Genomic DNA, 14,761 nt, shown 5'->3' on the forward strand with positions numbered 1-14,761 from the left:
GGCAGCATGGGCGTGCCGATATCACAGATACTTCTCACGACAGGATTTCTCCTCGTGCTCATCGGCTTTTGGGGCATACTGAGGCATCGCAACATCCTGCGCATCATCATCGGCTTTTCGCTGATCGATACCGGCATGCATATTGTTCTGGTGGCGACAGGCTACATCACCGGCGGCACTGCACCTATCATCGACGAGGCGCTCGGCATCAAGGAAGCGGCCACGCGCACCGTCGATCCCATTCCCGCCGCCCTGGTCGTGACCGCCATCGTCATCGGCTTTTCGGTGACGGCGATCATGCTGTCTTTCGCGATCCGGCTTCACGCTACCCGAAAAACCCTGTCGATCGACGCGCTGACGGAGTCGAGATGGTAGACAGCCTGTTCCAGCCGCTGAACATTTTTCTGCTTGGCCTCGGCGGCGGCTTTCTCATTCCCCTCCTGTACAAAATCGCCAAGCCGTTGCCGGCGGCCGGGTTTATCATCGCCCTCTTAGGGATGACCGTCATATCAGGCGTCTGTCTGTGGAGCGTCCATCATGGCGGATCGACAATCGAGGTGCTGACCGCCGGCAGCGTGCCGCCGTTCTCGATCAACTTGCGTTTCGGTCCGTGGGAGGGATTTTTCTCTGTCTGCGTCAACGTCGTTGCAGTGCTTGGCGCCTGGCATCTTTGGGGACGTCTGCGCGCGAGCTATCCAGCGCTGCTGCTTTACCTGATCCTGACCATGGGCATCAACGGCATGGTCATGACCCGCGATCTGTTCAACCAGTTCGTCTTTCTGGAGATCGCATCGATCGGCACCTATGGGCTTCTCGGATTCGAGCGGACGCCGGCAGCGCTTGCGGCGAGCTTCAAATACATCATGGCGACGGTGCTCGCCTCGTCCTTCTTCCTGCTCGGTGCGGGTCTGCTCTACCATGTGACAGGTACCCTCAACATCGACGACATGATTACGAACCGGGCATTGATCACTGGCCCCATCGGGGTGACGGCGCTGCTGTTCGTTCTTTCCTGCCTTGTGCTCGAGCTGAAGCCATTCCCAGCAAACGGTTGGGGGCTCGATGTCTACGAGACCGCGAACAGCGGGATTGCGGCGCTTGTTTCCGTTGGGGTATCGGCCGGCGTGTTCTTCGCGCTTTTCAAGCTGCTGCCGCTTTTTGAAGACCATCTCGGAATGCTCGCTCTTTCAGGCGGGATAACCTTCCTCTTCTCCAATCTTGTCGGATTGAGGCAGACCAGCGTTCAACGGATGCTCGGTTATTCCTCGATCGCGCAAATGGGCCTTCTCACGCTCGCACTTGCGTTGCTGCACCTGCTTGACGCTGAACAGGCGTTGCCGCTGGTCGTCGGTGGACTTTTCATCAACCATCTCTTTGCCAAGGCCGGCCTTTTCTGGCTCGCCGGGATTGTCGAGCGGCGCGAAGTCGACGGCTGGTCCGACGTCGCAGGCAATCCCGTCGTGCTTTCCATCCTTGCGGTGTTCGTAGTCGCGATTGCCGGCTTGCCGCCATTTCCCGGCTTCTGGGCCAAATGGGAACTGGTGATGCAGGCTGCGGCGGGCGAGCGATACATCTGGATTGCTGTCATCTTGGTCGGGTCGCTGCTTGAGGCAGCCTATATGTTCCGCTGGTTCAAGCATGCAACGCGCCCGCTGCCGGGCGAAACGAAGATCAGTCCGACGCCAGGTCGGCTGGTGCCCGTGCTGGTCTGTGCGGCTTTGCTGTTTGCGAGCGGCTATGCTGCGGCGAGCCTGGCCGGTGCGGCGTCGCTGCTGCTAGTCGCGCCGCTTGTCGTCGGTGCGGGTCTTTACATGCTCGATTGGCTTCCAGGGCGGGCCAAGTGCGTGCTGATGTTGGCGGCCGTGCTGGTTGTCGGCGTGTGGATCGTTCGTGATATTGACGGTTTGCGCCGGCTGTTTGCCGTACTCCTTCTTGCCGGCGGGCTGGTCATCGCCTTCGCAAGCCTCTATCGCTCCGATGCTCGTGGCGGGTTCTATCCGATGATGGCCATCTTGCTGCTGTCCATCGCCAGTCTGCTGCGCGCCGCCACCAGCCTGGAGTTCTTCTTCCACTGGGAATTGATTACGCTTTCCTCCTATTTCCTGATCGCGCAGAGGCGCGATGCCCATCCCTATGTGTTGCAGTTCCTGCTGTTCTCGCTGGTGTCGGCATTCTGCCTGCTCGCCGGCTTTGGCATTGCCGCCAGCGCCAACGGTACCACCGCGCTTGCGGCATTTGCCACGGCCGGCCCGGATGCGGCTCCGGCCTTCATGCTCCTGGCAATCGGCTGCCTGATCAAGGCCGGTGCCGTTGGCGTTCATGTCTGGCTGCCGGGGGCCTATGCCGAGGCCGATGATGATCTGTCGGCAATGCTTTCTGCCGTCATCAGCAAGGTCGCGGTCTTCGGCCTGTTCATGGTCACCTATCTTGCCATTCGCTCCGAAGTCGGGCTCGAGATGGCGCATGTGATGGGCTGGATCGGGCTTCTGACGACCATTGCGGGTGCCGTCATGGCGCTTCAGCAGAGCGACATCAAGCGTATGCTTGGTTATTCCAGCATGAGTCAGATCGGCTATATCATCACGGCGATCGCGCTGATGAGTCATCTGGGCTGGGTAACGGCGTTCTATCTCGTCGCCAACCATCTGATGGTGAAGGGCATCCTGTTTCTTGCCGCCGCCGGCGTCATCCTGGCAACCGGCACCAGGTTGCTCGATCAGACCTGCGGCCTTGCCGGAAAGATGCCGCTCACTTTTGCAGCCGTTGTCATTGCCCTGATCTCGATGTCGGGCCTGCCGCCGCTCGCCGGCTTCGGCGGCAAATGGCTATTGTTGAGCGCGATGATGGACAGGGGCTGGTATGGCCTGGCAATCGTGGGTGTTCTGGCGACGTTTATCGGTTTCCTCTACATGTTCCGGCTGGCCTATTCGATCTTCCTTGGACCGCGGAAACCGGCTTATGAGGAGGTGCGGGAGGCGCCGTGGCCGTTGCTCGTCCCGCAGTTCGTCCTGATCCTGTCAATTTTCGTGCTGTCCTTCTTCCCGAAGCTGCTGATGGATCCGGTGTCGGCGGCCATTGACCCCTATTTCGCGTCAACGCTGGTTTGGCAGGGCATGTCGCTCGAGACGATTTATGGCTACTGGAACCCTATTCCGGTCATGGCGTTCAGCGTGGCGGCCGCTGCCGTTCTGCTCGCGCTGTTCCTGTTGATCTACAGAGCCGGGTGGGGGCGCTCCATTCCGGTGAGCACCGCGCATTTCTACGGCTTCTATCGGCTCGTCTTTGCGCCGCTCGTGACACCGGTTGCCAACTTCGTGTGGGACGGGGTCTGCAGTCTAACCGTTGGTTTGGCTGGACTGGTCCGCAGGGTCTACACCGGCAATGGCCAGACCTATGCGCTTCAGGTGCTCTGCTACGTGATTGCATTGTATCTGCTCGGCACCCTGCGACTTACGGCAGGCTGATAGGCAAGGGCTCGTCGTAAGGGTGGAGCCGCAGCGGGCCAATTGCACAAAGCTCGGCTACTGCCCGGCGGCGGCTTGGGCCATCCCGCCGAGAAGGCGGCTCGGAAGAAAGATCACCAGCCTTGCTGCGCCCTCGATGACGGATGCGCCATCGGCGAGCATGGTCTGCCCCGCCGGCGCCCCTTCCTCCCTGAGCACGTTGCGCATCAAGGCATCGTTGTTGACGACATCCATCAGCGTCTGCGACGTGGCAAAGACGCTGTGCGTGCCGCCGTCGACGTCCGAGACATCGATAACCGCGATCTCCTTGTCCTGCAGCATTTTGATATCGGCGCCGCTACCGACGCGTGGGTGACCGCCAGCCAAGCGCCGCGAAATTCCAAGCGCGCGATCACGCCGTGAAACGACGATCGTGAACGGCCGAGGGATGTCGCCGATGTCTTCAAGCTGGCTCTGAAACACATCGACATCTATATCCGGCCCGGCGAGGACCACGCCGCCCAGGCGTTTCAGAGTGCTGGTGCGGCCTCTGAGGGCCAGATCGCGCAAGGCTTCGGTGACGACATAGGCACCCATCGAATGACCGACCAGGACGATCCTCTTCGCATTGGTCTGTGCAGCGATCTCGATTGTTTCGGCAAGTCCGCGCCGGCCGACCAGGGCGCTATCGCGGTCGAATACATAGAGAGGGATCGCCGCTCCCGACGGCCAGGCGTAGTGGAGCGCGACCGACTTGATGTTGTAGTCGTAGACGATCTGAGCATTGCGGAAGACACTGTCGGCGAAGTTGTTGTTGTATCCGTGGACGAAGATGAAGATCTCGCGATCCTCGGGCGCGCGGCGTGCCAGCGCCGCATTCAACTGTCTGACGAATTCCTGCCGCTGGTCGATCGGCTGGAACGTCCGTGCCGAGAAATGCCGTTTCGGATCCGGGACGCGCCCACTTTTCTCGACGTTTCCGGGAACATGGTTTTGTGGAATTCCGATGTCGAGTTTCGCAAAATTCAAGGTCTTCGACCGCTCCGCGGAAAAGGGCAGCGACAGATTTCCGGATGGCGCGCGCGTGGTTGCGACGAAGATCGGCACGATTGCCTGGGGCTTGGCACCGGATGAAGCGTCCACGGGAAGACCGAGCACTGCGCGTGGTCCGCCACAGCCGGCGAGGGCCAACAGCATGATTACGATGACGGACAATCGCATTGAGGACACGGCTCGTCTCAACTCCACCGGCAAGCTCTCCAGGTCTGTGAACAGCAAGGCGCCTCGCAGACAATTGGTTCGGATCGCTCTCACGCTGGCCATGCGCATTGGGCGAAGCAGTTCGTAGTTCTAAGCTATCCGCGACGGGTGCGGAAGATGAGTTCCATGTGCATTCACCGTATCCGGTGTTTTGTGTCATTCGGATGAAAAAAATTACAATGTTTCAATCCTGTGCGAGGCGAACTCTTCTCCGCAGTCGACTGCGAATATCTGGACGGCATGCCAGTTTGCGGGATTCTATGCTGATCACTTCGCTTCTTGATGCGCACTATAGTTCTGGACGGAGCACTGCGCCTTCGGCCTCCAGGGAGAGGGGCGAGCGGATCCGGGCGTTTAAGGGAGCATCATGACTTGGGTTCCTACTCACGACTTCCACCTATCGCATTGATCACCAGGACAGACGCATTGATGAACGACGGGCGCGGTTTCTCGCTGCCCCGTTCCTTTGCAAATGCGGCGCTGCGGGCCAGATCATTCTTGGCGCGGGTGATCGCCGGCTCCGGCCCTCTGCTGCGACCTCAGTCGTCGATCGGTTTCAACGCTCACCTCGTAAGACATGACGCATCCAGTTCTATGAAACGCCATTATCCAATTGGTTTTATTTTATTTCTTCAATCATCCACGCGTGGCGGCGAACCGTCGCGCCCGTAAAGCATCCGGGGAAATAGCGCATGAAAATACGTCCTGCTGCATCGAGATTTCGCGCTGCGTTCGGAGTGTCTGCCGCGGTGCTGGCTGCCTTTTTCCTGATCGGCTGCCAGGGCGAGGACGACGTCGGAGAGCGGCCGCCACGACCCGTCAAAACGGTGGCCGTTTCGTTCAATCCCGAAGATACGTACGGATCGCTTGTCGGCGAGATTCGGCCACGCACCGAAACCAGCTTCAGCTTCCGGCAGGGCGGCGAAATCCGGGAGCGCGACGTTGAGGTCGGCGACCTTGTCGATGTCGGGGCCGTTCTCGCGCGCCTTGATCCCGAGGATGCGCAGGACGCGGTGCGCAAGGCCGAAGCGAACCTGTTCTCGGCCGAGGCTCAGTTCCAGAATGCCGAGGCCGACCGGGCCCGCCAGCAGCAACTTTACCCGCGCACCACGACCCGGCAGGTCCTGGAGGCCGCCACGGCTCGGGCGAGCATGGCACAGGCTGGTGTCGACGCCGCGCAAGCTGGCCTGCGGATCGCCCAGACCAATCTCGACAACCGCATACTGAAGGCAAACGCTGCCGGCGTCGTCACCGCGGTCGGAGGCGAAGTGGGGCAGGTTGTCGGCGGTGGGCAGATGGTGGTGCGCGTAGCGCAGCTTGGAACACGCGATGCCGTCTTCCAGGTGCCAGAGGCCACGATCCAGTCCACCGGAGGCGACGCGCGCGTCAACGTGCAACTGCTGAGCAACCCCAACATCAAGGCAACGGGAACGGTTCGGGAGATCTCGCCGACAGCTGATCCAATTACGCGCAACTTCACGGTGCGAGTCGGACTGGACACTGCGCCGGATGAATTCCGTTTCGGTAGTGCCGTGCGCGGTTCGATCCGGCTTTCCGGCGAGCCGGCGGCCCGGCTGCCGATCTCGGCGCTGTTCAGCGAGGGCAACCAGAGCGCCGTCTGGATCGTCGACGACGCAAGCAAGACGACCAAGCTTGTGCCGGTCGAGGTGCATCGTTTCGACACGAAGGATTTCCTCGTGACCAAGGGTCTTTCAAGCGGAGATAACGTCGTCGTTGCCGGGGTGCAGCAGCTTCGTCCCGGCATGCCTGTCCGCTTGCTTGAAGGAAGCGCAGAATGAACGAGGGCTTCAATCTATCGGGCTGGGCGATCCAGCGGCAGAGCCTTATCATCTTTCTCGTACTTTTGAGCGCTCTTGCGGGCATTCTTGCCTACATCAACCTGGGGCGCGACGAAGACCCGGAGTTCACATTCAAGACGATGATCGTTTCCGCGGCGTGGCCGGGCGGGACGATCGAGCAGACCATCGACCAGATTACCGACCGCCTCGAGCGGACGCTTGAAGAAGTACCGAACCTCGACAATCTGCGCAGCATGACAACGGCAGGCCAGTCGGTCATCTACGTCACGCTCGACGATGCGACGCCGCCCGATCAGGTGGGCGAATCCTGGTATCAGGCCCGAAAGAAGGTCGGCGACATGGTGTCGACGCTGCCGGCTGGCGTGCGTGGGCCATTCTTTAACGATGATTTCGGCGATACGTTCGGCATCATCTACGGCCTCACCTCGGACGGCTTCAGTGATCGCGAAGTGCGCGATTGGGCCTATGAGGCACGCAATCGTCTGCTGAAGCTCGAAAATATAGGCAAGGTCCAGCTGATCGGCACGCAGGACGAGACGATTTACATCGAATTCTCGACCGAGCGGCTGGCAAGCCTCGGCCTCAGCGCCGCGACGGTGATCGGTACGATCCAAGCGCAGAACGCGGTCCTGCCTGCAGGGCTCATAACGTCCCCGCAGGATCGGACCATCCTTCAGGTGTCCGGCAGCCTTGCCGACGAGACCACCATCCGCCAGTTGAACATCCCGACGACATCCGGTTTCGTGCGGCTGGGCGATATCGCCAGCGTCGTGCGGGGAACGGTGAACCCGCCCCAGCCACGCTTTCGCGTCAAGGGCAAGCCGGCAATCGGCATCGCCATTTCCATGGCGTCGGGTGGAGACATCCTGCAACTCGGCCAAAACATCGATGCAACGATGCGAGAGCTGGAGAACGATTTGCCGATCGGCATCAACCTGACGCACGTGGCGAGCCAGCCTACCGTGGTCAAGACCGCTATTCGTGGCTTCACCACATCACTGGGCCAGGCGGTCGTCATCGTTCTCGGCGTCAGCTTCCTCGCGCTTGGCGTGCGCGCCGGCATCGCGGTTGCCGTCTCAATTCCGCTTGTCCTCGCATTGACCTTCCTGTTCATGGATATTGCCGGCATCGCCCTGCAGCGTGTGTCGCTCGGCGCGCTGATCATCGCTCTGACGCTGATGATCGACGACACCATGGTGACCGTCGAGACGATGATGGCGAAGCTCGAGCAGGGCTATGAGCGCATTCAGGCGGCCTCTCATGCCTATACGTCAACCGCATTTCCGATGCTTGCCGGCACGCTGGTGACAATCGCCGGCTTTATTCCGGTCGGCTTTGCAAGCAGCTCTTCGGGCGAATATGCACGATCGCTGTTCCTGGTGATCGGCTTCGCGCTCGTCGTCTCCTGGCTGGTGGCCGTGCTTTTGACCCCGATCGTCGGCCTTGCCGTACTTAAATCGGGAACTGCAACCGGTCCCAAGCCCGATGGCGCTCTGCTCCGTGGCTTCAAGAACCTCCTGCATACCTGCATGAAGATGCGGCTCGTCGTGGTCCTTGCCACTGTCGCAATGTTCGTGGCGGCGCTGATCGGATCGTCGGCCATGAAGCGGCAGTTCTTTCCGCCGTCCGACAGGCCAGAGCTCATCCTGCAACTGACCCTGCCGCAGAGCGCGTCGCAGGAGGCCACTGCCGAGTACGTGTCGAAGGCCGAGGAGATTCTCGCCGCCGACGAGGATGTGGCGGACTGGAGCTTTTACGTTGGTTCCGATCCGGTGCGCTTCTTTCTGTCGATGGCGCTGCAGCCTCCCGCGCCGTCCCGCGCCCAGGCTGTTGTAATCGCCAAAAGCGTCGGTGCACGCGAGGCGCTGCAGGCGCGCCTGCAGGAGGCGCTCGAAGAAAGGCTGCCGGACATCCTGGTGCGCCTGTCGCCGCTCGAAATGGGTCCTCCGGTCGGTTGGCCCGTGCAATACCGCGTGATCGGGCCGGACATTCCCGGTGTCCGCCAAGTCGCCTGGCAGCTTGCCGATGCGCTCAGCAAAGTGCCTGGCGTGGTCCAGCCCAATCTCGACTGGAATGAACCGATCCGCAAGATTGTCATCAATGTCGACCAGGACCGCGCTCGACTGGTGGGGCTTAATTCCTCCGTGATTGCGCAGACCCTGTTTGCGACGGCATCCGGCCTTCCGATCACGCAGGTGCGGGACTCGATCTACCTCATCAACGTCGTCGCCAGGGCGACGGAGGAGGAGCGCGTCGATATCGGCACAATCCGGTCGTTGCAGATTCCGGTCGGCCCCAATCATACGGTGCCGCTCTCCAGCATCGCCACGATCGAGTATCAGACGACACAGCCCATCATCTGGCGTCACGACAGCTCTACCAACATCACCGTCCAGGCAGACACGGCCGCGGGTGTGACAGCTGCCAGTGTCGTTGAGGCCGCGGCAGGCAAGATCGAGGAGTTGCGCCAGGCCAACCCGCGCTACCTGATCGAGGTCGGCGGTGCGGTCGAAGGCGCAGACGATGGGTTGGCCTCAGTCGTTGAGATGCTTCCGGTGATGGGTGTGATCATCCTGATCGTACTCATGTTCCAACTGCAGAGCGTTCAGCGTCTGCTGCTCGTCGTCAGCGTCGTACCTTTGGGCCTGATCGGCGTGGTGTTGATCATGCTGGTGACGAATACCCCGGTGGGCTTCATCGCCGTTCTCGGGATGATCGCACTCATTGGCATGATCACCAGAAACTCCGTGGTGCTGATCGATCAGATCGACCTTGCGATCGAAGAGCGAGGCCGGACGTGGCAGAGTGTCATCGATGTCACCGGGCAGCGTCTGCGGCCTGTCTTCCTGACGGCAGGTTCGACCGTCCTCGGTATGCTGCCGATCATCCGCGATCCGTTCTGGTCGCCTCTCGCCTTTACCGTCATCGGCGGTCTGGTGGTGGCTGCGGCGCTGACACTGATCTTCCTGCCGGTGCTCTACGTCTTGTGGTTTCGTATTCCCGCCGAAGCTGAGCCCGACAAGGCAGAGCCTGCCACGGCCGAGCCGGTTGCGGCCGGGGCGTGACGGTAAGTGGGATGTTGCCCGGCCTTGGTGTGGGTATGGACCCTCCGTCGGTTTTTCCGTTTGTGCCCGGCGCGATGAGCGCCGGGGGCGTAGCCGCGAGGGCAAGAGAAAGAGACGCAATGCTAAGCCACGGGATTTTATGCTAATTCCGTCGATACATTCCCGGTTATGATTTGATTTCAGTGTTTCTTTTAAGTGTGTTGTTCAAGGGGAGTAACCATGTCGGACTTGATTGCAGTTGTTTACCCAACCGAAGCGAAAGCCGAGGAAGTGCGCCAGCGCTTGTTCGAGTTGCAGAAGGAATACTTGATCAAGGTTGGGGATGCTGTCATCGCCACGAAGACTGAGGGTGGTAAGATCAAGTTGAATCAGATGGTCAACATGACCGCCGCCGGTGCAGCGTCGGGGAGTTTCTGGGGGCTGCTGATCGGTGTTCTGTTTCTCAATCCCCTGGTTGGCGTTGCGGTCGGCGCTGCATCCGGCGCCATCGGTGGCGCCTTGACCGACGTCGGGATCAACGATGCCTTCATGAAGGAACTCGCCGCCAATCTTCAGCCCGGCAACGGGGCGTTGTTCGTGCTGATCAAGGAGATGACAGCGGACAAGGTGCTGAAGGAATTGGCGCCCTATGGCGGTGTCGTGCTCAAGACCTCGCTCGACGAAACGAAGGAACAGGTCTTGCGCGACGCGCTGGAAAAGGCCGCCGCGGCCGGCTAGTTTTCATTGATCAAATATATCGCGCGTTCCGCGGGATCGGGTCAGGACACTGGCGCGCTTCTCGCGGGACGGGATTTCTGTGGCGCCGTGCGGGCTCTCCGGGGAGGCGCGTGCGACGACCAGTTCCCGGTTCCTTGAAGCGGAACTCGGGAAATTGGGACAATTTCTAGGGGCGGGTATGGTAGAAGCAGGTGGTGGTCGCGCAATCGGTTCGGTAACGACCGGTATCCTGGTGCTTGCTTTGCTCTATTTCGCGCAATCCATTTTTGCGCCACTCATCTTTTCCTTGCTGACCATTGCGCTGGTCTGGCCGATTCAGGCCGCTTTACAGCGCTGGTTGCCAAAGCTTCTGGCCCTTCTGATCACACTTGTCGCAACCATGGTCGTCATCGTCGTCATCGGGTCTTCGGTGGCGTGGGGGTTCGGCAAGCTTGCTCAGTGGCTCTTCGTCAACGCTGACCGCTTCCAGGCGATCTATGTCGACTGGACAACGTGGCTGGAAGGGCACGGCGTCGCCGTCGCTGGCCCTTTGGCAGACCGTTTCGATGTCACTTGGCTGGTTCGCTTTGTGCAGGGAATGGCCGGGCGAGTAAACAGCTTCGCCGGTTTCACCTTGCTGGTCTTCATCTTCATCATGCTCGGCCTGCTCGAGGTTGAAGATTTCAATGCGCGCCTGCTCGTGCCCGCCGCTCAGCCTTACGGAATGCGCATCCTGGCGGCCAACCGGGTGATCGGAGCAAAGCTGCGCCGCTTCATGATCGTCCGGACATTTGCCAGCATCCTTACCGGATTGGTGGTCTGGCTCTTTGCGTTAGGCGCGGGACTTGAGCTCGCCACGGCGTGGGGCGCGATTGCATTCGCTCTCAACTACATCCCTTTTCTCGGGCCGTTTGTTGCCACGGCGCTTCCGACACTGTTCGCCATCGCCCAATTTGACTCGTGGCAGACCGCGGCGGTCATCTTTGCGAGCCTCAACGTCATTCAATTCATCATCGGCAGCTACCTTGAGCCGAGGCTGACTGGAGCTTCGCTGTCAATTTCCCCGTTTGCCGTCATTTTCGCGGTGTTTTTCTGGAGTTTCATGTGGGGCATCGCGGGTGCCTTCATCGGCGTGCCGATGCTGATAGCGTTCATCGTCTATTGCGCGGGCACGCCGTCGGGAAAGTGGATCGCGACATTACTGTCGAGCAGTTCAAAGGTCGCAACGGACAGTGGGTCGTGAAGGCGCGCGGGCGATCGATCTGTCGCGAACAAAGCCACCCTGTGGCGACGCTAATAAAGTGACCTTGCATCTGACGGTTGAGGTGCGCGGCTGAAAGGGTTAGATTGCAGGTGGGAGGCAAAACGACTGCCGGAGAGGGCCACGTCCAACATGCGCAGACGTCGGCTGAATGCCTAGCGGGGATATCTGTCGTGGGTAGATGAAAAATCGCCTTAGACAACCGCGGAAAGCAAACAGCCGGCTCGATGACCTCAGCACGATAAGCCGAAATCGATGGTGTAAAATGCCAGGCTGGCAGGCTGCGTACCAACCCCGCTTATGAGGCGGGCGAAAATTGGCTGCCGCACCATGATGGGTCGCCGGGGGCGGGGACAAAGACAACTTGTTTTTCAGTAATCGACAGCTCTTCGACATTCTGCGGCCGATCGCTTCCTGCCATCGGTCAACTGGAAGGTGACGCGATGACAACTGAAGATGCCATGACGTATGCCCCATTGCTTGAAAGACGACGTGACGACAAGCGGCACGAGATCTCCGCTCGCGAAACGGTTAGCGCGAAACCGGTGAAGAAGAGGGCACAGTTTTTACCGTCCTTTGAATTTTCGACTGCTGGCCTGCCACGATCGGATCAGTTTGCCGCGTGGCGCAACAGCTTCTCGCCCATGCTTGAATTAGCCGAGATCGACGAAACGACCAGCGACTTCCAGGGGCGACAGAAACTCTGGGACCTTGGCAGTCTTGTCCTTGCAGAAATCAGCACTGACCGCCTCGCATTTTCCAGCCTGCCCGGGCATGTTCGACGGGATCCCGTCGACCACTGGACAATGACCGTCCTGCTGTCCGGATCGATCCGGACCGACGCAGCAAGGCGTGCCTTTACGGCGGGTCCGGGAGAAGTGCAGATTCATTCGCTTGGTCGCTCCTTTGCCGGTGTGGTCGATAAAAGCCAGATGCTCATGCTTTTTGTGCCGCGTGATCATTCCCTTGAGACGGCGGCCATCCTTGGCTCGGCAGAGTTTTCCGCAGCAGGGACCGGCATGGGGCGGTTGTTCTCGGACTATCTTGTCGATGTGGCCAAGCGTCTGCCGATGCTCACCGAGGCCGATCTTCCTGGACTTGTCGCAGCCACGCGCGCGATGATCCTTGCTTGTGTATCGCCATCCGCCGAGCATATCGAAGCGGCGGAGGGGCCGATCGCCAATGTCCTTCTCGAAAGGGCGCGGCAACTGATACAAAGCCGGTTGCTCGACCCGAAACTCGGTTGCGAGATGGTGCGCAGGGAGCTCGGCATTTCGCGCACGCGGCTCTACAACCTTTTCGAGCCCTTCGGCGGGGTGATGCATTTTATTCAACACCGCCGGCTGCTCAGCGCCTGTGCGGCGCTGACCGATCCCAACGATCGGCGCCTCATCTTCCAGATCGCTGAAGAGCGTGGTTTCAGCGACGGGGCGGAGTTCAGTCGCGCATTCAAGCGAGCCTTTGGCTCCAGCCCGAGCGAGGTGAGAAACCGAGGCGGAGGTGGCATCCCCATTCGGCGGTTCCTTGAGGATTGCCCGTCAGCAGAGCGACTGGGTGTGCTTTTGCGCCGATTGCAGGGGTAACCTGAAATGAAGGTCGCCGACCTCGGTGGTGCCCGAGGCATTGCATAGGCAGGTGCGAGGTGGAATCTCGTGGCGGAAACGGTGGAAGACCTTGGCGATCGGGCCATGGATCGACACGAAACGTTGAAGCTGCCACGGCGACGTCAATCATTTCCTCATCCGCTCACGTCATCGGCTCAGGGGCCGGACGTCTCAGCCCGATTCTTCAGCCTCTTGTGGAGGCGGTGTTCGACGCCGACGCGAGATCCCGCTTGGCTGCATCTGCGTAAAGAAGCTTGAGGGGAAGCGGCGGGTATGATCTCCAATGACCCTGGGATGCCAGCCAAGCTCGTTGGCTCTCGGCGCTTGCCTCGATCTATAACGGCGGTTCGCGCTCAAATGCCGCCCGATTGGGCAGTGTGCCCCTGCAGTTCGTGCGTGACTGTGTGGTGCGCTGCAATGCACGCGGTCTCGACGGGGTGATCAACGACAAAGCTCCCGGCAAGTCGTCGCTGTTGAACGATGCTCAGCGTGCGGCTTTGGCTCAAGCCATCGAACGCAACCCCACACCTTATCTCGAGGGCGTCGCCCATTGGCGTCCATGTGATCTGGCGAAGTGGCTATGGGAGAAGTTCTGCCTACATCGTCGGCGCGATCTGCCCGAGGCACGGCAAGGCGGCAGTCCTGGTCATGCCTTGGTGTGATACCCGCGGCATGAACCAGCATTTGATGGAGATAGCGCGCCATGTCGCCGACAATGCCCATGCTGCCCTCATCGTGGACAGGGCGGGCTGGCATAGGTCGGCAAACCTCATCGTGGTCGAACACTGCTGCCACGCATGGCAAAAGCTCCAGAACCAGCCATGGAAAATCATGTCCATCGGCATATGGGTTCTGATTGATAAGGATTGATATCAGTATCGGTTTTTCGCTTCGACGCATCCCGGACGTCTCGTATGGATCCGCTCGATCATCAGCTGGCGTGATTTCCTGGTGCCCGATGCGTTCGTCTTCGCGAATCTTTTCTTTCGGTGAGCCCGTCTCTTCCGATCGAGAATCGGACGTTGCGAACGGTTGCCAGCGAATCTCGCGTTTGATTCTTGGGAATTCGGTCGCGGCGGGAGCCTTCGGCAAGCTCGATTCAGAAAAATGGGACGACGCAGCACAGGGGTTATTCCCGCCAAATTGCAGCCCGGATCGGCCTTTCCCCTCAATTTCGGCCGCATTCTGCCTCTTTCTGAAACAGGCCGCCTTCCTTTCGCACAGGCTAAACCCCAGGGAATAAAGGGCTTTCTTAATCCTTTGTTAATTTCCTCGGGCCGCCTGCGGCGATTTTGTGTCGTTTCAGCAACAGGGTTCTGCGAAGGGCGATGCAAAGCACGCGATCTCGCCAGTTGGACGTTGCGCCGATGACCGCGTCTTGTATTTTCAACTCCGGAAGCAAGGGCGGTTGATCGTCCGACTTCTTGAACGTTGGGGATGGGGCAGGGAACGCTGTCCTTCAGCAAAATACCCAGACCCGTTTGAAACTTTTGACTGGAGGTCAGAAATGAACATCAAGAGCCTTCTTCTCGGCTCCGCTGCAGCTCTCGCAGCAGTATCCGGCGCACAGGCAGCCGACGCAATCGTCGCAGCCGAGCCGGAGCCCATGGAA

Annotated in this window: 10 protein-coding genes and 1 pseudogene; 10 read left to right on the forward strand and 1 reads right to left on the reverse strand. The window is 60.1% G+C overall.

Annotated elements, in window-relative coordinates:
- Nucleotides 1-6 precede the first annotated feature (6 nt).
- Both LPJGGPFB_RS07525 and LPJGGPFB_RS07530 read left to right on the forward strand, forming a co-directional pair.
- Nucleotides 7-375 (forward strand): sodium:proton antiporter, encoded by a 369-nt coding sequence (locus LPJGGPFB_RS07525; RefSeq protein WP_173419416.1) that lies wholly within the window; start codon nucleotides 7-9, stop codon nucleotides 373-375.
- A complete protein-coding gene (locus LPJGGPFB_RS07530) occupies nucleotides 369-3,464 on the forward strand; it encodes a complex I subunit 5 family protein (protein ID WP_173419417.1) in 3,096 nt (1,031 codons plus the stop codon). The genes LPJGGPFB_RS07525 and LPJGGPFB_RS07530 overlap by 7 nt, the downstream gene beginning before the upstream one ends.
- Nucleotides 3,465-3,521: 57 nt before the next feature.
- Here the strand turns inward: LPJGGPFB_RS07530 and LPJGGPFB_RS07535 are convergent, their stop codons facing one another.
- A complete protein-coding gene (locus LPJGGPFB_RS07535; RefSeq protein ID WP_173420981.1) occupies nucleotides 3,522-4,664 on the reverse strand; it encodes an alpha/beta hydrolase in 1,143 nt (380 codons plus the stop codon).
- A 731-nt stretch (nucleotides 4,665-5,395) separates the two neighbouring features.
- Here LPJGGPFB_RS07535 and LPJGGPFB_RS07540 point away from each other — a divergent pair.
- The 8 genes and pseudogenes from LPJGGPFB_RS07540 to LPJGGPFB_RS33695 form a co-directional block, all read left to right on the forward strand.
- Nucleotides 5,396-6,502 (forward strand): efflux RND transporter periplasmic adaptor subunit, encoded by a 1,107-nt coding sequence (locus LPJGGPFB_RS07540; RefSeq protein WP_173419418.1) that lies wholly within the window; start codon nucleotides 5,396-5,398, stop codon nucleotides 6,500-6,502.
- A complete protein-coding gene (locus LPJGGPFB_RS07545) occupies nucleotides 6,499-9,588 on the forward strand; it encodes an efflux RND transporter permease subunit (RefSeq protein WP_173419419.1) in 3,090 nt (1,029 codons plus the stop codon). Before LPJGGPFB_RS07540 ends, LPJGGPFB_RS07545 begins: the two co-directional genes overlap by 4 nt.
- A gap of 219 nt (nucleotides 9,589-9,807) precedes the next feature.
- Nucleotides 9,808-10,305, forward strand: a complete 498-nt coding sequence (locus LPJGGPFB_RS07550) for a DUF1269 domain-containing protein (RefSeq protein ID WP_173419420.1) — start codon at nucleotides 9,808-9,810, stop codon at nucleotides 10,303-10,305.
- Between the two features lie 178 nt (nucleotides 10,306-10,483).
- On the forward strand, nucleotides 10,484-11,527 hold the full coding sequence (locus tag LPJGGPFB_RS07555) for an AI-2E family transporter (protein ID WP_173419421.1): 1,044 nt from the start codon (nucleotides 10,484-10,486) through the stop codon (nucleotides 11,525-11,527).
- Nucleotides 11,528-11,988: 461 nt separating this feature from the next.
- Entirely contained in the window at nucleotides 11,989-13,128 is a 1,140-nt protein-coding gene (locus LPJGGPFB_RS07560; protein WP_234902779.1) for a helix-turn-helix domain-containing protein, read from the forward strand.
- A gap of 398 nt (nucleotides 13,129-13,526) precedes the next feature.
- Entirely contained in the window at nucleotides 13,527-13,811 is a 285-nt protein-coding gene (locus LPJGGPFB_RS33685) for a helix-turn-helix domain-containing protein (protein ID WP_427857713.1), read from the forward strand.
- 10 nt (nucleotides 13,812-13,821) lie between these two features.
- On the forward strand, nucleotides 13,822-14,019 hold the full coding sequence (locus tag LPJGGPFB_RS33690) for a hypothetical protein (RefSeq protein WP_427857714.1): 198 nt from the start codon (nucleotides 13,822-13,824) through the stop codon (nucleotides 14,017-14,019).
- A 637-nt stretch (nucleotides 14,020-14,656) separates the two neighbouring features.
- Nucleotides 14,657-14,761 (forward strand): annotated as a pseudogene (locus LPJGGPFB_RS33695) (porin); the annotation flags it as partial.

Origin of the sequence: Ensifer adhaerens (genome assembly GCF_013283195.1) — a bacterium.
Classification (GTDB): domain Bacteria; phylum Pseudomonadota; class Alphaproteobacteria; order Rhizobiales; family Rhizobiaceae; genus Ensifer; species Ensifer adhaerens_G.

Excerpts from the sequence above, each read along its gene's own strand:
- LPJGGPFB_RS07525 (WP_173419416.1), top strand. The coding sequence starts at position 7 with ATGGGCGTGCCGATATCACAGATACTTCTCACGACAGGATTTCTCCTC.
- LPJGGPFB_RS07530 (WP_173419417.1), top strand. The coding sequence starts at position 369 with ATGGTAGACAGCCTGTTCCAGCCGCTGAACATTTTTCTGCTTGGCCTC.
- LPJGGPFB_RS07535 (WP_173420981.1), bottom strand. The coding sequence starts at position 4,664 with ATGCGATTGTCCGTCATCGTAATCATGCTGTTGGCCCTCGCCGGCTGT.
- LPJGGPFB_RS07540 (WP_173419418.1), top strand. The coding sequence starts at position 5,396 with ATGAAAATACGTCCTGCTGCATCGAGATTTCGCGCTGCGTTCGGAGTG.
- LPJGGPFB_RS07545 (WP_173419419.1), top strand. The coding sequence starts at position 6,499 with ATGAACGAGGGCTTCAATCTATCGGGCTGGGCGATCCAGCGGCAGAGC.
- LPJGGPFB_RS07550 (WP_173419420.1), top strand. The coding sequence starts at position 9,808 with ATGTCGGACTTGATTGCAGTTGTTTACCCAACCGAAGCGAAAGCCGAG.
- LPJGGPFB_RS07555 (WP_173419421.1), top strand. The coding sequence starts at position 10,484 with ATGGTAGAAGCAGGTGGTGGTCGCGCAATCGGTTCGGTAACGACCGGT.
- LPJGGPFB_RS07560 (WP_234902779.1), top strand. The coding sequence starts at position 11,989 with ATGACAACTGAAGATGCCATGACGTATGCCCCATTGCTTGAAAGACGA.
- LPJGGPFB_RS33690 (WP_427857714.1), top strand. The coding sequence starts at position 13,822 with ATGAACCAGCATTTGATGGAGATAGCGCGCCATGTCGCCGACAATGCC.